Source organism: Streptomyces laculatispora, from assembly GCF_017353455.1.
GTDB classification, from domain to species: Bacteria; Actinomycetota; Actinomycetes; order Streptomycetales; family Streptomycetaceae; genus Streptomyces; species Streptomyces laculatispora.
Map to the genome: position 1 here is coordinate 1 of NZ_JAFMPZ010000552.1, position 17,671 is coordinate 17,671.

21 protein-coding genes and 1 pseudogene are annotated in these 17,671 nt (G+C 70.7%); 15 read left to right on the forward strand and 7 right to left on the reverse strand.

The features are described from left to right. Positions 1 to 342 (forward strand): hypothetical protein (locus tag J1C73_RS29255; RefSeq protein WP_207319009.1); only part of this gene is annotated, 342 nt, incomplete at its 5' end. A 744-nt stretch (positions 343 to 1,086) separates the two neighbouring features. Beyond that, complete coding sequence (locus J1C73_RS29260; RefSeq protein ID WP_207319010.1) at positions 1,087 to 2,070, forward strand: nitroreductase/quinone reductase family protein; 984 nt, start codon at positions 1,087 to 1,089, stop codon at positions 2,068 to 2,070. Positions 2,071 to 2,077: 7 nt separating this feature from the next. Here J1C73_RS29260 and J1C73_RS29265 read toward each other — a convergent pair whose 3' ends face one another. Then, positions 2,078 to 2,701, reverse strand: coding sequence for a TetR/AcrR family transcriptional regulator (locus J1C73_RS29265; RefSeq protein ID WP_207319011.1), 624 nt, complete (start codon positions 2,699 to 2,701; stop codon positions 2,078 to 2,080). 121 nt (positions 2,702 to 2,822) lie between these two features. Here J1C73_RS29265 and J1C73_RS29270 point away from each other — a divergent pair, with 121 nt between their 5' ends. Continuing rightward, positions 2,823 to 3,848, forward strand: a complete 1,026-nt coding sequence (locus J1C73_RS29270) for a glycoside hydrolase family 113 protein (RefSeq protein ID WP_207319012.1) — start codon at positions 2,823 to 2,825, stop codon at positions 3,846 to 3,848. Here J1C73_RS29270 and J1C73_RS29275 read toward each other — a convergent pair. After that, positions 3,772 to 4,794: a helix-turn-helix domain-containing protein gene (locus J1C73_RS29275; RefSeq protein ID WP_207319013.1), complete on the reverse strand. Its 1,023-nt coding sequence runs from the start codon at positions 4,792 to 4,794 to the stop codon at positions 3,772 to 3,774. The two genes, J1C73_RS29270 and J1C73_RS29275, sit on opposite strands and share 77 nt — an antisense overlap. A gap of 207 nt (positions 4,795 to 5,001) precedes the next feature. On the opposite strand from J1C73_RS29275, the gene J1C73_RS29280 reads away from it, so the two are divergent. The 3 genes from J1C73_RS29280 to J1C73_RS29290 all read left to right on the forward strand — a co-directional run bounded on the left by J1C73_RS29280 (position 5,002) and on the right by J1C73_RS29290 (position 7,562). Then, on the forward strand, positions 5,002 to 5,967 hold the full coding sequence (locus tag J1C73_RS29280) for an SMP-30/gluconolactonase/LRE family protein (RefSeq protein WP_207319014.1): 966 nt from the start codon (positions 5,002 to 5,004) through the stop codon (positions 5,965 to 5,967). Between the two features lie 126 nt (positions 5,968 to 6,093). Then, complete coding sequence (locus J1C73_RS29285) at positions 6,094 to 6,309, forward strand: hypothetical protein (protein ID WP_207319015.1); 216 nt, start codon at positions 6,094 to 6,096, stop codon at positions 6,307 to 6,309. Between the two features lie 260 nt (positions 6,310 to 6,569). Further along, complete coding sequence (locus tag J1C73_RS29290) at positions 6,570 to 7,562, forward strand: YihY/virulence factor BrkB family protein (RefSeq protein WP_207319016.1); 993 nt, start codon at positions 6,570 to 6,572, stop codon at positions 7,560 to 7,562. Here the strand turns inward: J1C73_RS29290 and J1C73_RS29295 are convergent. After that, positions 7,559 to 8,062 carry a DinB family protein gene (locus J1C73_RS29295; protein WP_207319017.1) on the reverse strand — a complete coding sequence of 168 codons (504 nt, stop codon included), beginning with the start codon at positions 8,060 to 8,062 and terminating at the stop codon, positions 7,559 to 7,561. The two genes, J1C73_RS29290 and J1C73_RS29295, sit on opposite strands and share 4 nt — an antisense overlap. Positions 8,063 to 8,413: 351 nt before the next feature. On the opposite strand from J1C73_RS29295, the gene J1C73_RS29300 reads away from it, so the two are divergent. Then, a complete protein-coding gene (locus J1C73_RS29300; RefSeq protein ID WP_207319018.1) occupies positions 8,414 to 9,007 on the forward strand; it encodes a hypothetical protein in 594 nt (197 codons plus the stop codon). Positions 9,008 to 9,083: 76 nt separating this feature from the next. On the opposite strand, the gene J1C73_RS29305 is transcribed toward J1C73_RS29300, so the two are convergent. After that, positions 9,084 to 9,674 carry a hypothetical protein gene (locus J1C73_RS29305; RefSeq protein WP_207319019.1) on the reverse strand — a complete coding sequence of 197 codons (591 nt, stop codon included), beginning with the start codon at positions 9,672 to 9,674 and terminating at the stop codon, positions 9,084 to 9,086. A 407-nt stretch (positions 9,675 to 10,081) separates the two neighbouring features. Between J1C73_RS29305 and J1C73_RS29310 the strand changes: the two genes are divergently transcribed. The 7 genes from J1C73_RS29310 (at position 10,082) to J1C73_RS29340 (ending at position 14,062) form a co-directional block, all read left to right on the forward strand. Beyond that, a complete protein-coding gene (locus J1C73_RS29310; protein ID WP_207319020.1) occupies positions 10,082 to 10,303 on the forward strand; it encodes a hypothetical protein in 222 nt (73 codons plus the stop codon). A 9-nt stretch (positions 10,304 to 10,312) separates the two neighbouring features. Next, positions 10,313 to 10,474, forward strand: coding sequence for a hypothetical protein (locus J1C73_RS29315; RefSeq protein WP_207319021.1), 162 nt, complete (start codon positions 10,313 to 10,315; stop codon positions 10,472 to 10,474). A 2-nt stretch (positions 10,475 to 10,476) separates the two neighbouring features. Next, complete coding sequence (locus tag J1C73_RS29320; RefSeq protein WP_207319022.1) at positions 10,477 to 10,728, forward strand: hypothetical protein; 252 nt, start codon at positions 10,477 to 10,479, stop codon at positions 10,726 to 10,728. A 258-nt stretch (positions 10,729 to 10,986) separates the two neighbouring features. Continuing rightward, positions 10,987 to 11,442 carry a hypothetical protein gene (locus J1C73_RS29325; protein ID WP_207319023.1) on the forward strand — a complete coding sequence of 152 codons (456 nt, stop codon included), beginning with the start codon at positions 10,987 to 10,989 and terminating at the stop codon, positions 11,440 to 11,442. Further along, on the forward strand, positions 11,439 to 11,831 hold the full coding sequence (locus J1C73_RS29330; protein WP_207319024.1) for a hypothetical protein: 393 nt from the start codon (positions 11,439 to 11,441) through the stop codon (positions 11,829 to 11,831). Before J1C73_RS29325 ends, J1C73_RS29330 begins: the two co-directional genes overlap by 4 nt. Before the next feature lie 147 nt (positions 11,832 to 11,978). Continuing rightward, positions 11,979 to 13,181, forward strand: coding sequence for a glycosyltransferase family 39 protein (locus J1C73_RS29335; RefSeq protein ID WP_207319025.1), 1,203 nt, complete (start codon positions 11,979 to 11,981; stop codon positions 13,179 to 13,181). Positions 13,182 to 13,288: 107 nt separating this feature from the next. After that, positions 13,289 to 14,062, forward strand: a complete 774-nt coding sequence (locus tag J1C73_RS29340; RefSeq protein ID WP_207319026.1) for a hypothetical protein — start codon at positions 13,289 to 13,291, stop codon at positions 14,060 to 14,062. Between the two features lie 8 nt (positions 14,063 to 14,070). Here the strand turns inward: J1C73_RS29340 and J1C73_RS29345 are convergent, their stop codons facing one another. The 3 genes from J1C73_RS29345 to J1C73_RS29355 all read right to left on the reverse strand — a co-directional run bounded on the left by J1C73_RS29345 (position 14,071) and on the right by J1C73_RS29355 (position 16,967). Beyond that, the gene (locus tag J1C73_RS29345; RefSeq protein ID WP_207319027.1) at positions 14,071 to 14,946 is read right to left on the reverse strand and encodes a hypothetical protein; all 876 of its coding nucleotides are present in this window, start codon (positions 14,944 to 14,946) and stop codon (positions 14,071 to 14,073) included. Next, positions 14,931 to 16,328 carry a polymorphic toxin-type HINT domain-containing protein gene (locus J1C73_RS29350; RefSeq protein WP_207319028.1) on the reverse strand — a complete coding sequence of 466 codons (1,398 nt, stop codon included), beginning with the start codon at positions 16,326 to 16,328 and terminating at the stop codon, positions 14,931 to 14,933. The genes J1C73_RS29345 and J1C73_RS29350 overlap by 16 nt, the downstream gene beginning before the upstream one ends. Before the next feature lie 255 nt (positions 16,329 to 16,583). Further along, positions 16,584 to 16,967, reverse strand: coding sequence for a DUF192 domain-containing protein (locus tag J1C73_RS29355; RefSeq protein ID WP_242644878.1), 384 nt, complete (start codon positions 16,965 to 16,967; stop codon positions 16,584 to 16,586). A gap of 103 nt (positions 16,968 to 17,070) precedes the next feature. Here J1C73_RS29355 and J1C73_RS29360 point away from each other — a divergent pair. After that, positions 17,071 to 17,671, forward strand: a pseudogene (locus J1C73_RS29360) (prepilin peptidase); the annotation flags it as partial.

The window sequence follows — 17,671 nt, forward strand, 5'->3', positions numbered from 1 at the left end:
GAGGAGGGGGAGGAGGCCCCGGGCGTGAGCTGCGCCGTTCCGGGGGCTCGCGAGTTCGGCGTGGAGCGCCCGGAGCCGGATGAGTGCGGGGCGACGGGTTCCCCCGACCCGGCGTGCGGAGAGGGCGGAGTCCGCGAGGACGACCGCCTCGTCACGGGGGAGATGCCGCATCAGGTCACCGACCGTGCGGACCGGGGACGTGACGTGGAGCCCTCGTCGAACGGTTCGGTCGGCGGGGGAGAGGGGGAGCCGGTGGATACGGGTTCCGGGACGCCCGCGGTACGGGCCGGGGCGCGGGTCGGTGAACTCTGTCTCGGCGGCGTGGACCGGGCTGCCGCGTAGAAGCTCCAGGCGGTGAAGAGCCGCTGCGGTGCGGTGACTGCACACGAGGTTCGGCTGGAGGTTCTGTAGGACCCAGGCCCGGATGAACCAGTCGACCCCGAGCCCCGGGGCGGCCCAGGCGCCTCGGTGGATCGGCTGCCATTGCTCGTACCGGAGTCGGTGGGAGAGCTGCCGCCGTGTCCAGCCCGCTGAGACGGCCCTGGCGGTGAAGAGGATTCCGTCCGGTGCGAGATCCGCCAACTCCCGTACTCCGGCTGCTCGCTGTCGCGCCCGCGGCCTCACGGGTGGCGGGGTGATGCCTGCTGTGTTCATGGAGCCACGATTCCTCGGATGGCGCGGAGGCGTATGCGCTTGTGGATAACCCTGGGTGATGGTGCGGGCCGCGTCCTTCTGCGGTGATCCGTCCGCCTTCCCCGGCCACGGTGATTGAGGTCAACGCGGTACTGAGTGAGATCGCGTTGACAGGTGGTCGGCGGGTGGGTGTAATAGGCGGCGGTGTCGCGTGACGCCGGCCAAAGAGCAGTGGGCCGGCCGGTGATCGGGCGAGCACCCTTCACTCAAGGGTCCGTCATGAGTTCATACTCCGCGCCCTGTACTTGACGTAACGCAACCGCACCCCTCGCCCTGCGGCGCGCTGCCGTGTCCGGCAAGAGGTTGTGCGGTCGCTTCGTCCTGGGCACGTCACCACACGCCATGACCGCAGTCACTGCGGAATCACTGAAGCTCCCGGAGATACGCATCCGTATGCCCACGTCTTTCAATGAAACGATTATCGAGGAGTTCCGCGCCAACGAGGGGAAGGTCGGTGGCCCCTTCGAGGGCGGCGATCTCCTCCTGCTGACGACCACCGGCGCGAGGTCGGGGACCGAGCGGACCACGCCCCTCGGGTACGTCCGCCACGGCGAACTGCTCCTGCTCATCGGGTCCAACCTCGGCGCCCCGAGCCACCCCGGCTGGTACCACAACCTGCTCGCCCACCCCGTGGTGCGGGTCGAGACCGGCACCCGGACCTTCCAGGCCCTCGCGGTCCCCGCCGAAGGGGCGCGGCGCGACGAACTGTTCGCGCACGCGGTGCGGTCGGCACCCGGGTACGGCGACTACCAGGCCCGGACCACCCGGCTCCTGCCCGTCGTCGTGCTGGAGCGTGCCGATCCCGATGGGTGGCAGGGCCCCGGCGAGGTCCGCACCCTGGCCGACAAGGTCATGGAGGTTCACACGTGGCTGCGCGGCCAACTGCGTGAGGTGGCGGCAGAGGTGGAGGCCCACTTCGCCGAGCGCGCGGCCCATCGGGGGCCCGGTGAGCCGCCGGCGCCGAGCCTCGGGCTGCAGATCAGGCAGCGCTGCCTGGCGTTCTGCCAGGCCCTGGAGTTCCACCACACCAGCGAGGACGGGCACCTGTTCCCCGGGATCGCCCGTTACCACCCGCACCTGGGCGACACCTTCGCCCGGCTCGCGGACGAGCACCGCACCGTCGCACGGATTCAGGCGGCGCTCGTGGAGCTGCTCGCCGGTATCGGGATCGCGGAACCGGCGCGCTTTCGAAGTGAGTTGGCGCGGATGTCGGCCGAGCTGAACGCGCATCTCGACTACGAGGAGGAGACGATCGTCCCCCTCCTGGCCGAGGTTCCCTGGCCGCCGGTTCCGCCCGTCCCGCCTGCGAGCGCCCCCGGTGGCGACGGAGGCGACGGGGCCGGGAGAGGCGACGGCGACGGGGCGGGTAGCGCCTGATCGCGGTTCAGTTCGGCGTCGCCGGGCCCCGTTGCCGTACCAGCGGCAGGTACACCTCGTCGGTGATCTCGACGAGAACGTCGTCGGGTGCGGTAGGGACCCCGCGTACGACGAACTCGTTGCGCAGCAGGACCATGGCCACGGTGGCGACCCTGGGGTGCAGCGCCTCCGGGGAGGCCTCGCCGCGTGCGACCGCGCGGCCCAGGACGGTCAGCCAGGGGGCGGCCGCGGCGTCGCCGGACTGGTCCTGGAGCTGCGCCAGGAGTTCGGACGTGCCGCCCGCCGCGGAGATCAGCTCGCGCAGGATCGCGCCGAAGGGCGAGCTCCAGTTGCGGTTCGCCCGGCGCAGCAGTTCAAGGACATCGCCGCGCAGCGAGCCGGTGTCGGGGGGCTGGATGGTCTTGGCCAGTTGCCGGTAGGCGGCGATGCCGAGGGCGAGGCGGTTCGGCCAGCGGCGGTAGATGGCGTTCTTGTTGGTGCCCGCACGGGCGGCGACCTTGTCCATGGTCAGAGCGGCGTATCCCGACTCGGTGAGCTCGGCCACCGCGGCGCGAAGGATCGCCTCCTCCAGGACGGCTCCGCGTCGCCGCGTCTGCCCGGCGGCCGGCTGCCCCGTCGCGTCCCCTGCCATGGCGCCTCCTGCTAGCGGTACCGCTCGTACCCTCCCATTTTGTTCGCCGTTCCTGTGGAGCGGCAAATAGGGTACGATCGGTACCGTAAGTATTCGCGATGGGTGGGAGCGGACGCGACGCATGCGAGCCAGAGGAATCAGCTACGACACCGGCTTCGTCAGAAACGGGGCGACGTCCCGCAAGTCCTGCGACCCGGCGGTGGTCGAGCGCGAGCTGCGCATCATCCGGGACGAGCTGCACTGCGACGCGGTCCGTGTCATGGGCGGCGATCCGGACCGGGTGGAGCTCGCGGCGACGTGCGCCGCGGACCTCGGCCTGGAGGTCTGGTTCTCCCCCTATCCCCTTGAACTGACCACCGACGAGATGCTGTCGCTCTTCGCCGACTGCGCCGAGCGGGCGGAGCGGCTCAGGCGGCGGGGAGCCGAGGTCGTGTTCGTCAGCGGTGCCGAACTGAGCCTGATGAACAAGGGGTTCCTGCCCGGTGACAGCACCGACGAACGGGTCGCCGCGCTCCGTCGGCCGGACTTCGCGCGCGAGCACCTCGGCGCGGTGAGCGCGCACGTCAACGGCTTCCTCGGCCAGGCCGTGGCGCTCGTCCGTGAGCGCTTCGGTGGCAAGGTCACGTATGCCGCAGTGCCGTTCGAACGCATCGACTGGGCGCCCTTCGACATCATGTCCATGGACCTCTATCGGTCGGCCGAAATCGCCGACCGGTTCGCCGACGGCGTCCGTGATCTCGTCGCGCAGGGGAAGCCGGTCGCGATCACGGAGTTCGGTTCGGCCGGTTTCCGGGGCGCGGGGGACCGGGGCGCCCATGGGCTGGAGATCGTCGAGTACGACAAGGACGCCGGTCCTGTCCGGCTGGACGGTGAATACGCCCGCGACGAGGCCGGTCAGGCCGCTTACCTGCGCGAGCTGCTGGAGATGTTCGAGACCGGAGGCGTCGACAGCGCCTTCGTGTTCACCTTCGCCCTGTACGACCATGTGCACCGCCCCGACGGTGACCCCCGAGAGGACCTGGACCTGGCCAGTTACGGCATCGTCAAGGTGTACGAGGACCGCCTCGGGGTCACCTTTCCCGGCCTGCCGTGGGAACCGAAGGCCGCGTTCGCCGCTGTCGCCGACCACTACCACCGGGAGCGCTGAAGTCCGCAGTGGCGGCGTCCCGCCGCGACGGACGCACCCCGGCCTCGGCCCCGGCCATGGTCTCAGTCCCGGCCACTGCCGTAGTCCCAGACCCGGCCCCGATGGCCTGGGCGAGGAGTCTCAGCGCGGCCCGTGAAGCCGATCCGGGGGTGGCGGTGACCATGACCAGCGACTGCTCGGGTTCGGACGGCACGGTCAGCGTCTGCTGTCTGACCGTCAGCGAACCGACGAGCGGGTGCCGTAGCTCGTACTCGGCGGTGTCGCACGCCCGAACCCGGTGATCGGCCCACATTCCGGCGAACTCCTGGCTCCGGGTCGTCAGTTCGCCGATGAGCGACGTCAGCCGGGCGTCCTGCGGATGCCGTCCCGCGACCAGTCGCAGATTGCCGACCACGGCTCGGGCCTTCGCCGTCCAGTCGACGTAGAGCTCACGGATGTGGGCGTCCAGGAAGACCAGCCGCGCCATGTTCGGACGGTCCGCCGGGCGGTCCGGGCCGGTCGGGTCCACATGCCCGGCCAGCAGGGCGTGCCCCGCGGTGTTCCAGGCCAGTACGTCGCTGCGCCGCCCGGTCACCACGACGGGTACCTCGTCCAGGGACCGCACCAGTTCGCGCACGGCCGGGGCCAGCCGCTCGGCGGGGGGCCGGCGGGCCGTGGTCCGGTGCCGGCAGGCGGTGGCCAGGTCGTGCAGGTGCAGCCGTTCCGTCTCCTCCAGACGCAGGCCCCGGGCGATCGCGTCCAGCACCTCGACGGAGGCGTGACACGAGGCCCCCTGCTCCAGACGCGTGTAGTAGGAGGAGCTGACGCCCGTCAGCAGGGCCAGCTCCTCACGTCGCAGCCCCGGAACCCGTCGGCGGTCCCCGTAGGTCGGCAGCCCGACGTCCTGGGGCTGCAACTGGGCCCGCCGCGCCTGGAGGAAGGCGCCGAGCTGTCCGTGTGCGTCCATGGCCCCGAGTATCCAGTGCCGAGGCGCACACAGCCTGCCCCTGCCGGGGATAGGCAGAGCCGGGGCTGGTTGCCCACCGCCGACCGGACACACAGTGGGGACTCAGCGAGCCCCGGCCGTCACGGAGTGGCGGGAACGTCACATGGCGGGAACGCCCCCGCGCGGCAGGACCGCACCGCACCCTCACCCACGACGCAAGGACGAGACATGTCATCGAAGTTCGCAAGGAACCTGCTGGTCGCCGCCATCGCGACGGCCTCGCTCGCAGTCGTGGGCCCGGCCGGTCCGGCGACGGCTGCCACGGCGCCGTTGTCACACACCCGCATCACCGAGCACTTCGACCTGCCCGGCGGGCAGATGCCGGAGAACATCGTCCTGGAACCCAACGGCAGCATCGATCTGTCCTTCTCCGCCGCACGCCAGATCGCCCAGGTCACCCGCGACGGCAAGGTGCGGGTGCTGGGGACCCTGCCCGCACCGGCCGATGACGGCGTGCACACGCCGGCGCTCGGCTTCCCCCTGGTCACCGGCCTGGTCAGGGACGCGCACGGCACGCTGTACTTCCTGTACGCCACGGGCACCGCCGACCTCACCGGCGTCTGGCGGCTCACGCCCGGCGGCGCCCCGGAGCGGATCGCCGCGCTGCCGGCCGACGGCCTGCCCAACGGACTGGCGCTGGACTCCGGCCGCCTCTACCTCACCGACTCGGTCCGTGGCGTCATCTGGCGCGTACCGGCCGCAGGCGGCACCGCGACGGTCTGGGCGGACGGCGCCGAGCTCGCCCCGACCGGCTTCCTCGGCGCCAACGGCCTGAAGGTGCACAACGGTGCCGTCTGGGTGTCCAACCTGGACAAGGGCACCGTGGTCCGATACGCGGTGAGGAGGAACGGCGCGGCTGGCCCTGCCCGGATCAGGGCCGAACAGCTCTCCGGAATCGACGACTTCGCCTTCATCGGCCGCAGCGACCGGATTCTCGCCGCCCTCGACCAGACCGACCAGGTGGCCCTGGTCGAGCCCGACGGTACCCACACCATCGTCCTCAGCGCCCAGGACGGCCTGCAGAACCCCACGGCCGTCGCCGTGCGCGGCAGCGCCGTGTATGTGACCTCGGCCGCCTACCTCACCAAGCGAGACCCCAACCTGCTCACCGCCCGTATCCACACGGGTCGCTGACGGTCCGTCAGTGCAAGGGGGTCCGGCGGTTGCCGGGCCCCGTCCAGGGACCGGTGCGGCGACCGTGAGCGGACCAGCCGCTCACAGGTACTGAGGGCTGAGCCCGGCGAGACGTTCGCCTTCGTCGTGGAGGGACTCGTCCCATGGTGCTGGACCTTCCGCCCGCTCGGAACCGGCACCGTCGCGGAGCAGTCCTGGCAGCTGCTGGGCCTGGAACCGGTGCTGGGCACCACCCGCGCGGAGCTGGACGCGCTGCTCGCGCACATGGCGGACAGCGCGGAGACCACACTGGTCGCCCTGGGGCGCCGGGTCGCCGAGGAGGGCGGTGACCACCGGCCCTAGATACGGCCGGCCCCAGACGGGCGTGGCCGGCCGGCCGGCGGTGCGGCGGTTCGAGGCAGGTCCGGGATGCGCTCGGTGAGCCGGCGGGATGCACCGGAGTACCGGCGGTAAACCGGAGCAGGGATGTACCGGAGTACCGGCGGCAAACCCGAGCAGAAGAGGATAGGCAGCACAGGGCGTCTCCCGCGTCCCCCTGCGTCCACGCAGCGGGAGGCGCCCGGCCTCGCTTGCCCACCTCCTACGTCCCCGGAGACTCATCCGTGTTCAGCAAGATCAGCGACACCGCCACCGGGGCGCGGCCCCGGGCAGCCGGGCATCCCGGGCCCGCGCGACGCTGGTCCGTCGCGCTGCGGCGGACGCCCGTCTCCCTGTGGAACGACGACCTCTCGGACTGGGCGGCGGCCCTGACGTACTACGCCATCCTCGCGCTGCTCCCGGCGCTCCTGGTGACGGTGTCCGTCATCGGGCTGGCCAATCCCCGGGCCACGGGCGCGCTCATCGCCGACATCACCGCCTTCGCACCGGCGGAGTCCGGCTCCGCACTGCGCCAGCCCCTGGAGGCGGCCACCCAGCAGCGGACCGCGGTCTGGCTGCTGGTCGCGACCGGGACCGTCAGCGCGGTCTGGTCCGCGTCCAGCTATCTGGCCGTGTTCCGGCGGGCGCTGCACGCGATGCACGGGATACGGGACACCCGGCCCGCCCTGCGCAAGGCACACATCATCGTGGTGACGGCGATCGGGCTGCTGCTGCTCCTGATGACCAGCGCGTTCGCCCTTGTGCTCTCCGGTCCGCTGGCTCGCTGGCTCGGGGACCGGATGGGCCTGGCACATCTGGGGGACGCGGTGTGGGCGGTGCTGAAGTGGCCCGTGCTGCTCTGTCTGGTCGCCTGCCTGATCACGGTCCTCTTCCGGACCGGCCCGGCATCGGCGCGCGGAACACGCCGGGCACTGCCGGGCGGAGTACTGGCGGCGCTGCTCTGGCTGGTGGCCTCGGCGGGATTCGCGCTGTACGCGACGTACATCGGCTCCTACAGCCGGTTGTACGGGTCGCTGGCGGGGCTGGTGGTGTTCCTGATCTGGGTGTGGTTCACCAACCTGGCGCTGCTGACGGGCGCCCAGTTCAACGTGGAGCTGAGCCGGGTGCGGTGCCGGGGCACCGGCACCCGGACCGGCGGCCATGACGGGACCGAGGCAGAGGCCGAGGCCGATGACGAGTCCGGGACCGAGTCCGAGGCCTCGCCGGGTGGTTCCTAGGATCCCGTGGTGCCGTCGATGACTTCCCGGATGATGTCGAGGTGGCCGTTGTGCCGGGCGGTCTCCTCGATGAGATGCAGCAGGATCCAGCGCAGATCGGGGTGGCGGCCGTCGACTCGCGGAAGCTTGGCCGGAGTGTCCAGGTCATGGGCGGCGACGAGCTCCCGGTAGCGGGCGGACTGCTCCTCGTACTCCGCCAGCACGTCGGCGAGCGGCATGTCGACGGCGATGCGCATCTCGCGGTCGGGATCCTCGTCCGTCCACGGGCCCTCGTCCTCCCCGCCGAGGAACACGACCTCGAACCAGGAGTACTCGACCCAGCGGAGATGGTTGACCACACCCGCGAGCGTCATCAGGGGCGAGCCCGGCAGCGGAGCCTTGCGGGCATCCGCCTGCGCGAGCCCCTCGCACTTGGCCAGCGCGGTCGCGCGGGTGTAGTCGAGGAAAGTGGTCAGCTGTGTGCGCTCGTCCCAGGCGGGAGGCGAATCGGTTCGTGTCATCGTGGTACACCCTCGTGGCTCACCGTCGGCCTGTCCACCGCTTATCGCGCGAGGCTCCGCTTCCTCCTCCGTGCCGCCGTCGCACGTTCGTCACCGCTGACTCGTGCCACGGAGACGGGGAGCGGGCTTGGGGTCCACCCGTGGGCCCGTGGGCCCACGCCCCGGGCCGCAGGGCTGATTACGCTCATGAGTGACCAACTGCGAGCCGTCCGACGCCGCCTCACCAGGCGGCTGATCAGGCGCGCTCCGGTGCGCAGGGATCTACACGCTCTACCTGATCTGCAGGGCGGTCACCTCTCAGCCGGCGTGTCCGGGTGAAGCGGTGCCCACACTTTTATGGGGTGCGGTGTCATGAGTGACGGATTCTTCTACTCCTACCACGTGGGCTGGAGTCGCCCCGATGCCGAGTCGCTGCTCGGGGACCTGGAGGCGGCGGGCGTACGTCCCGCGCACCCGGTCACTCGGCGCATCACGCTCGTCAGCCCGGGTGCCGAACCGCCGGGCACCCAGTCGTGGGTGACCAGGGACCAGCTGGTGCTCCTGGCCGGCCTGCAACGGCTGGACCAGGTCGACTTCCTGCTCTGGGTGAGCAGCGGAGCCGAGATCCCCACCCGGGTCCGGCGTACGGACGACGGGACGGTGGCGCTGCAGTTCGCCCTCGGCGCGCTGAGCGGCGACGAGCGGGAGACGGTCGTCCGCGCGATACGGGAGGCGATAGGCAGGGCCTCGGTGCTCTGTATCGGCTTCGTGGTCGACCGGGAGGGCGCGTCGGCGGCGACCGACTGGAGAGGCTTCATAGTGAAGGGGGTGGTGTACTTCGACTGCTGGCCGGACACGCTTGCGGTCCGGGCCGAAGTCGCCTCCATGCAGCCCCAGTTGTCCGGCGTGAGTTCGTTCGAACAATCGCCCTGGGTCGTGTACGGCAGTGAAGTCCCCAGCAGGTAGAGGTAATGCGGGTAGAGGCAGCAGGGGACAGCGGTATCGGGGAGTGGCGGCAGCTCGCCCGCGCACCCGATCCGGTTCAGATGCTGCCGCCGACGCCGACCGTGGTCACGACGAGCAGGATCATCCCGAGGTAGTCCGTGGCGGTGGCGCCGCCGTCGCGCCAGTTGTACGAGCCGGGCGCGGCGGACTGCGTACCGTCGTCCTCCATCAGCCGGTCGACGGCCAGGCCCACGGCCGAGCCGGTCACCAGAGTGACGACCGGCATCAGCACGCCCTCGACCCCCGTGACCGCCCACGGAACGGCGTATCCGTAGCCGAGCGCGACCAGCGGAACGGCGAGTGAGGCGAGCGGGTACAGCAGACGGGACGAGCGCCGTTCGCCGGGCAGGACGCGGGCGGCGGCGAGCACCGTCAGTGCGGTGGTGATGATGGCGGGCACGTACAGCAGCGCCAGGCGCCAGGTGAACACGTCGAGCCGCCCGTCGGTGTCCAGTCGTTCGACGAGCCCGCGCGAGATCAGATACCCGGCGATGAGGTGGACGAGGGCGCCGACGGCCCAGCTGCGGGCCAGCGGGAAGAGCGGGCCGCTGTCACCGGGTCTGCCGCGCCCGTGCCCGGGGGGTATGTGGCCCGTGCTTCCGCTTCCCCAGCCGCTGTCACCGCTCACGGTTCTCCCTCTCCCTCTACGACGTTCAGTCGCACGGCCCGTGCCTGGCACGCCCCGACCGCTGGGCGCGGCACGAGCGTATGGCGGGCGGCCCCGGGTGACCTGGGCCGTTGGCCCCAAAGTCGGGCCCAAGTACGGGGAGACGGAGAGATGCTGCGGCACTTGAGTGGGTCGGTGCTGCGAACTGGCCTGTTCTGCAGCGGTGTTGGGGCCGCAAATCCCCGGAGATCCTCAGTGATTCGCATCAGTGTACGAACATGAATGGTGCGGGTGGGGGTTGGGCGGAGTCCGTCGAACGCGCGGTGAATGCAGGATCCGGATCGAAAATCGCAGCTCAGTCCGGTCGCGGCGCGGGTGGTGGCGCTGCCGGCCCATGGATAGCCGGGCGCGTTCCGTTGCCGCGTTCATTGCTATGGATACAGACACTGCAGTGGTTCCAGGTCGGGCTGACCTCGCTCTACGTAGTGACCGTGCTGTCGATGGTGTCCTACGTCAACGGTGAGCTCCTCGGGGTGCTGTTGTACGACGCGCTGCCGAGCGTGGTCGGGGTGGTGCTGGCCCGAGGTACGGCTCGGGGCGGGGTGTGGGTGGCCCGCGGGCTGGTTGCTGTCCAGTGCTGGCTGGTGTGACTGTCGTTCGTGTCCCTCCTGCACCTGGACTATCGCGGATTCACCCAGGCCTTCATTCCGATCGTGGTGCTGGTGCTGCTGCGCCGGCCGGAGGTGCGCGACTGGTTCGCGCTGCCGGTCGGGGATCGAGAGGCGCCGAGGGCCGTGAGCTGCTGCCGGAGGTGTTCTTGAACGTGCCGACCCCCTGGCTCTGGGAAGGCTGGACACTTCCGTCCTCGGGCCGGTACGTCGAGGAGAACGCGGAGAGCGTCGCCCTTGCGCGCACGGTCCTGGAGGCGTGCCTTCCGGCCGAACCCGTGTCCCTTGAGGTGCGTGCGACCTGGGACGCGCCCGACTGGGACTCCGATACGGGTATCCGGCACATCCGGGTGCCGGACGTGCTGCGACACCTGATGCCGGATACCCGGCAGGTCTCAAGTGCCTGAGAGTATTGCGGCGTTGGAGCAGATCGCCGTCGATGCGACGGTCGAAGCGGAGGTACGGAGCCTCGCCGCGGAAGGGGTGCCCGGACTTTGACGTTCTTCGCTGCGAGCGGACCACCCACGCCGTGGCCAGTCAGAGAACAGCCGAAAGGCACACCGGAAAGGGCTGGACCATTGCGTCAAGGACGGCACGGTGATCCACGGGTACAAGATGTCGCAGGAGGCGTTCAAGGCCCGGTTCACGGCAGGAGCGAAGCGCAATTGACGCAGGCTGAGTCGGATCCCCTGGCCGAGGTCCGCATCCGGCGGGACGCTGCGGACGGCCCTGACGGCCGGGGCGGTCCGGGCGCGCGGTACGTGCTGGACGTGACCGAGCGGCAGTTCCATCTGCTCCGGCGGGCGGTACTCACCCTCGCGTACGACGAGACGTCCCCCGCCGTGCGCGCGCTCGTGCTGGGTTCCGTCGAGGTGTCCCTCGACGGACCGCTCCAGCTGGGGCTCTCGTACGACGACGCGGTGCCCGGCCCCATCACGCTCACCTTCGAGCAGCTGCACGCGCTCCACGCGGTCCTCACGACGCTTCCGGCCGCGACGATCTGGCCGGAGCCGGAGTTCGTGGAGCGGGTCGGCGACTTCCGGGAGACCGTGCTCCGGATGGCCGGCCTGCTGCGATGGGGGTTCAGGAACCAGCGGATGACACAGGGGGAGCACGGGTGAGGGCGCGTCTACGGGGCCGGCGGGCGGACGACGGGACGGGCTGGCTGCTGATGCCGGGGTCCGACCAGCTCGCACTGCTGCGCCGCTGCACCGAGGCGTTCCGGACGGCGATGCCCGACCGTGAGCAGCGGGAGTTCGTGCTGGGGGAGTGCGGCGAGAGCCTGCCGGCGCTCTTCGCCGCGGATCCGGTGGCGGCCGCCGAGGCCGGCCTTCCGATGACGGAGGACGGGCTGCGGGCGGCGCACACCCTCCTGGTCACCCTGCTCGCTCTCATCCCGTCGGAACAGGCCTTCATGGAGCGAACCGGCCACTACCGCGACCATACGGCGATGGTCGCCCACGGACTCCGGCGCGGATTCGCCGCACCGCCCTCGGACCGGGGCCGGTGAGCCGGACCGCGGACGTGCAGCCGGTGACCGGCCCGGCGGCGGAGCCCGCGCGGATCCGCCCCGCCGGGTGAGCCGGGCACGGCGGGTGCGGATGGCCGGCCCGGGGCGGCCACCGGCGAGGACACCGGCACGGAGATAATCGGCCGTATGTCCGCAGAACCCTCCCCGCAGGCCACCCGCACCCGGCCGCACCCGCGGCCCCCGGAGCACCGGCCGGTCCGTGGCCGGGCCGCTGCCGCCCTGGCCTCGGCGGCGCCGGCGCTCGGTGTCTACGCGGCCGTGCGAATCGTCGGGCTCGTCGTCCTCTGGGCGGCCGCGTCCGTCGCGGGGAAGGACGCCCCGCATCTGCTCAGTGAGCGCTGGGACTCCGTCTGGTACCAGCGGGTCGCCGAGAACGGCTACGGGTACACCGTCACGCTCGCGGACGGCGGCATCCACGCCGACCTGGCGTTCTTCCCGCTGCTGCCCGCGCTGGAGCGCGGCATCGCGGAGGTGACCCCGCTCGGGCTCGCGGGCGCCGGACTGCTGGTCGCGTGGGTGGCGGGTCTCCTCGCCGCCTGGGGGATCTTCGCCGTCGGCGCACGGTTGTACGGGCGCCGGGCCGGGGTGGTGCTGGCCGCGCTGTGGGGGGTGTACCCGACGGCGTTCGTCCAGTCGATGGCGTACACCGAGACCCTTTTCACCGCGCTCGCCGCCTGGTCGCTGTACGCCGCGCTGACCCGGCGCTGGATCGTGGCCGGTGCGCTGTGCGTGCTGGCCGGGCTGACCCGGCCGTCCGCCGCCGCGCTCATCGCCGCCCTCGCGATCACCGCCGCCGCCACCCTCGTACGCGAGTACCGGACCGGCGCCACCGACGGCATCGTCCGCCGCAACGGCCGGATGCTGGCAGGGGTGATCCTCGCGCCGCTGGGCTGGCTCGCGTACGTGGTCTTCGTCGCCGTGCGCGAGGGCAGCCCGTTCGCCTACTTCGACGTCCAGGCGCAGTGGGGCAACAGCATCGACGGCGGAGCGGCCCTCGCCTCGTTCATCCTCGGCCTTCCGCTGCCGGGGGCGCTCGGGCTGTGCGCGGCGCTGGCCGGTCTGGGGTGGCTGGTGTACCTGTGCGTACGGCAGCGCCAGCCGCTCCCCGTACTCGTCTACGGCATCGCCGTCGTCGTCGTCTCGCTCATCGGATCGGCGTACTTCGGCTCCCGGCCCCGGCTGATGATGCCCGCGTTCCCGCTCCTGCTGCCGCCCGCCGTCGCACTGCTCCGGCTGCGTTCCGCGGTCACGGCGACGGTTCTCGCGGTACTCGCCGCGGCCTCGGCGGCGTACGGTGCGTGGACGCTGCTCGGCTCCGGCCCGCCGTGAGTTGGGCCCACGGACCCACGCATCCGCAGGGCATCAGTTGTTAGCGTGCGGAGTCCGTGCGGTACGAGTGCCGGCGCAACGGTTCGCCGGGCAGGAACGGGGAGAAAATGAAGGCACGTACGGCAGCCATGGCGGCCACCACAGCAGTGCTCTGCCTCGCGGCCGTCGCCTGCGGCCCCTCCGACGACAAGTCCGAGAAGGACGGCAAGGCGGCCGCCACCTCCGCGAAGCCGAGCGGTACGGACACCCCGGACCCGGCCGCCGGCGACTCCGCCGCCCCCGCTTCGACGCCCTCCAGCAGCGGCAAGGTCCTCAGCAAGGCCGAGCTGGCCAAGGCCGCCCTGACCACCGGCGAGGTGGCGGCCTACGAGGTCACGCCGATGCAGGGCGGCGACGAGACCGGCACCGAGAAGTCCGAGAACGACGACTGCCGGCCCCTGGTCGCCGTGATCAACGGCGCCCCCGAACCCGCCGCGACCGCCACCGTCTTCCGTACCGTCATGGACAAGTCCGAAGAGGGCAAGGACGACCAGACCGTCGTCACCGAGATCCTCACCTCGCACCCCGACGGCTCCGCGCAGCAGCTCATGCGTGGTGTCCGGGACGCGGTCCAGGCCTGCAAGGGCGGATTCCGTACATCGAGCGAGGACGGCCCCTCCTCGTACACCCAGGTCAAGCAGCTGAGCCTGCCCAGGGCGGGCCAGGAGAGCATCGCCTACCAGGTGACCGGGAGCGTCGAGGGGGACAAGGTGCCGCTGGTCTTCCAGCTGGTACGGACGGGATCGACCGTCGTCACCTTCTACGTGGCCAACTTCATCGACCCGAAGACTCCTGAGCTCCCGGCCGAACTGGTCGCCGCCCAGGCCGCGAAGCTGCCCTGACCCACGGGCTACGCGTCTCCGGGGTTCTCCCATTGCGCCCTGACGACCCCGTCCGGGTCCGGTACCACGGCGCACCAGTGAGCCAGGTCCTTGTCCGCCAGCACCAAGGAGAAACCCTCACCCGTGACATCGGAGAGGCTGTCGGCGCCACCGGGATACGCCCGGTGGGCCAGCTCGCCGGGGAGCACCGGGTCCACGAAGGCGGTGAAGTCGTCCTCCAGGATCTCCGGACGGGGCCGCAGCTCCGGCGCGGCGGCCACGCAGACGAGTGAGCGCGGCCGGACCAGCCGGGCCACTTCCTTCACATTCTCCGGGGTCACCCGGAACCATCTGCAGCCGTAAGCGCCGTGCGCCCAGCGCTCGCAGACCAGCGTGACTCCCTCGGAAACCTCCTGGACCGCATTCCAGAAGCTCTCGTCCGCGACCGCGTCGACGGGCGTCGACACGTCCACCGGCTCCGGAACCGCGTCACGCCACTGGAGACTCAACTCCCCACCGCGGAGCCCCGCCAGATCGGTGGCTGTCCGCGATGTGACGTAGAGATGCACGGCCCCGTCCCATCCCGACTCGATCTGGAGCCGTCCGGGAAAGGAGAGCCGGCAGTAGGGTCCGCTTCCGGAGACCATCGCCTCGACGAGGCCGACCGCCTCCGCGGACCCGACCTTCACACCGTTACGGAGAGCCGAGTACTCGTCCGGAAGGGGCCGGCCCACCAGGAGCTCGCCGACCTCCAGTGAATCGGCACCACTCTTCTCGATCACCGTTCTGACGGCCATGCGCAGCTCCGCCGCGTACGCACTCCAGCCAGAGGCGTCCGCCAGATCGTCCCGCACGCTCTGGCTGCTGGGGCTGATGATCAGTTCGGTGTTCACTTCGCCAGCCATTTGAGTCCCTGCACCATTCCTTTCGGCGATACATCCAGTCCGTACGTTCCGTCCCGAGCGGTGTCCTTGGTCGACTGGAAGGCATCCCGGGAGTTGGAACCCTTGAACACCGCCTGCTTGTTGTGCCCGGTCCTGTCGTAGGTGATGTACCGGGGCTGGCCACCCGCTGCCTTCTTGTTCTCCCAAATGGGCGCCCCGGTCACCGACCTCTTCTTGGTCTTCGTGTACCCGAGGTAATCCGCGACGTCGTCGGACTGTTTACGTGTGAGCGAGTTGCAGTTGTCGTTGTGGACGAGGACCGGCGTCTGCCCGGCCAGCACATAGTAGGTGTGGATGCCGTCGACGGTGAGGTCATGGGTGGTCTGCCGCTGGGTGTAGCGGTTGACGCCGGCGACCGTGAGCAGGGAACCGTCGGACGACCGCAGTTTCATGCCGGGGGTGATGTCGCCCGCTTCGGCCCAGCGTCGCTGGCCGGTCACCCAGAACGGGTGCGTGTCCGTCGCGGTGAGCACCGCGGGCCCGCCGCCCGTGCGGAAGACCAGCCGGGTGAAGTCCTTGTCGTCATAGGTCGTGATGGCCCGCTCCACCCGGCGTGCCTGGGTCAGGCCGCTGTCCGGGTCCGTGGCCTCGACCCGGTCCCCGGCCCGTACCGCCTCGATCGAGACCCTGCGTCCGTCGGCCAGGAGCACCTGCGTACCGGGCGGGAAGCTGTGCTTGACATCGCACGTCGGCGGCTTCTTCTTTTCCGGCTCATCCTTTTTCGGTGGGCTCTTCTTCTCGCCGTCGACTTTCTTTCCGGCGTTCTCCAGGGCCTTTTCGGCGTCCTTGACCTTCTTGCGGCTCTTGATGAGGCCCTTGAGGCCGTCGTAGAGGTCACCGCCGTGCTTCTTCAAGCTCTTGATGAGCTTGTAGGCCTTTTTCCACTTCCAGGGCGCCCCGTACTTCGCCCCGAGTTTCCCGACCGCGCCGCCGATGAGGCTGAGCAGGACGTTGATCAGGGTCTCGGTGCAGGCACCCATGTCGCCCTTGGTGATGCAGTCCAGGGCGTCGGTGATGCCCAGCTCGTCGGCGAGGATCTTCGCGAGTTCCTTCGCGGCCTCGAGCGCCTTGTCACCGTTGGACTTCTCGTCCTTCTTCGCGTCCTCAAGGCCCTTCAGCGCCTTGTCGTACTCGATCTGCGCCGGAGACTTCTGCGAACCGTCCGGATTCTTGTCCGACGCCGGGTCACCCTTGCCCGGACTGTTCGAACCACCGCCCTGAGCATCGGCGTTGCCGTCACCGCCACAGTTGCCACCGCCACTGATCCGGCAGACCTGAACACCGATCTTCTCCGACAGATCCGCACCGATCCCCGTCGCGACCAACGCACCGACGATCGCCACGACCACCAGGACCAGACCCAGATACTCCAGCGCACCCTGACCCCGGTCACACCGCCCACCCCGGCCACGGCGCCCACGCCCACCACGCAACCCCAACAACCGCACATCAGTCCGCGGCACGGAATGCCGAAACCTGCGATGTACCCGGCGTACCCGACGGACGTCCCCCAGCTGTGACATGTTTTCGACACTAAGCGCCGGGGTACCCGGGTGTCTTGGGCCCCAGGCCCCATCTTCGGTCTCAGCAGCGGTCGTTCAGCCGAGCGGTCCGTCGCTCTGGGTGACTCCCACCCGCACGCCCGGCCGCAGCCCCCACTTCGCCATCGTGCCGGCCTCCGACTCGATCACGTGCCGGGCCCGGAGCCGGGGGAGGCCCAGCCGTCCCGGCTTCATCGTGTGCACCGCCACCACGTTCAACTTTCGGTCCAGGTAGGCCACATCGATCGTGAACCGCATACGGAAGGAGTGCACACTCCCGCACGGCGTGATCAGCAGCGCGCCGTCGATGCCGTCCTGTCCGAGCAGTCCACGGCTGCGGTGCCGGTACGAGGCCGCGATCCGCAGCGGTATCCCTGTCTCCCGTTCCCCCTCCGGGTCCGTGATCGTCAGCGTTCCTGTGCCATTGCGCCATCGAGCCATGGCCATGACGGTAGCGCCACGTGACGGCCTCTGGGCCCGTAACGACGGGCATTGGGCCCCAGGGCCCATGACCGCTGTGCGTCCTGCACCTAGGGTCGATGACGTGTACGCCATGCTGATAGGGGTCGCCGCCCTCTGGGGTGCCGCGACCGGACTGCTGGTTCCGCGCGCTGCCTACCGGTTCTCCGTCGAACCCGAGGACGCATGGCGGGACGCCTGCCCAGCCGGCCACGCCCTCACCGGGCCGGGCCGCGGCTGGCTCGGTTCCACGCGCTGTACGACCTGCGCGGAGGTGGGGGCGGCCGTCGCCGTGCACACGGCCACCGGGTCGGGAGGCGCTCGGCCGGGCCCGGCTGCCGACACGGACACGGACACCGGCGCCGATATCGGTACGGGCACGGACAGCGGCGCGGACTCGGCCGCAGTCGGCCCGACGCCGTACCGGGGCGGCCCGCGCTACGCACCCTCCCTCCTCGTCCCCGTCGTCTCCGCCCTCGGCTGCGCCGCCGTCGCCGCGACCACCGGGGCCCGCCCCGAGCTCGCCGTATGGCTGCTGCTCGCCCCCGTCGCCGTACTCCTCGCGGCCATCGACCGCCGTGTCCACCGGCTGCCGGACGAGCTGACGCTGCCGGCCGCGGGAGCCGCCGCCGTCCTCCTGGGCATTGCCGTGCTGCTGCCGGAACACGGCGGCTCCTGGCTGTCCG

Excerpts from the sequence above, each read along its gene's own strand:
- J1C73_RS29270 (WP_207319012.1), top strand. The coding sequence starts at position 2,823 with ATGCGAGCCAGAGGAATCAGCTACGACACCGGCTTCGTCAGAAACGGG.
- J1C73_RS29265 (WP_207319011.1), bottom strand. The coding sequence starts at position 2,701 with ATGGCAGGGGACGCGACGGGGCAGCCGGCCGCCGGGCAGACGCGGCGA.
- J1C73_RS29260 (WP_207319010.1), top strand. The coding sequence starts at position 1,087 with ATGCCCACGTCTTTCAATGAAACGATTATCGAGGAGTTCCGCGCCAAC.
- J1C73_RS29300 (WP_207319018.1), top strand. The coding sequence starts at position 8,414 with ATGAGTGACGGATTCTTCTACTCCTACCACGTGGGCTGGAGTCGCCCC.
- J1C73_RS29335 (WP_207319025.1), top strand. The coding sequence starts at position 11,979 with ATGTCCGCAGAACCCTCCCCGCAGGCCACCCGCACCCGGCCGCACCCG.
- J1C73_RS29280 (WP_207319014.1), top strand. The coding sequence starts at position 5,002 with ATGTCATCGAAGTTCGCAAGGAACCTGCTGGTCGCCGCCATCGCGACG.
- J1C73_RS29355 (WP_242644878.1), bottom strand. The coding sequence starts at position 16,967 with ATGGCTCGATGGCGCAATGGCACAGGAACGCTGACGATCACGGACCCG.
- J1C73_RS29340 (WP_207319026.1), top strand. The coding sequence starts at position 13,289 with ATGAAGGCACGTACGGCAGCCATGGCGGCCACCACAGCAGTGCTCTGC.
- J1C73_RS29295 (WP_207319017.1), bottom strand. The coding sequence starts at position 8,062 with ATGACACGAACCGATTCGCCTCCCGCCTGGGACGAGCGCACACAGCTG.
- J1C73_RS29345 (WP_207319027.1), bottom strand. The coding sequence starts at position 14,946 with ATGGCTGGCGAAGTGAACACCGAACTGATCATCAGCCCCAGCAGCCAG.
- J1C73_RS29275 (WP_207319013.1), bottom strand. The coding sequence starts at position 4,794 with ATGGACGCACACGGACAGCTCGGCGCCTTCCTCCAGGCGCGGCGGGCC.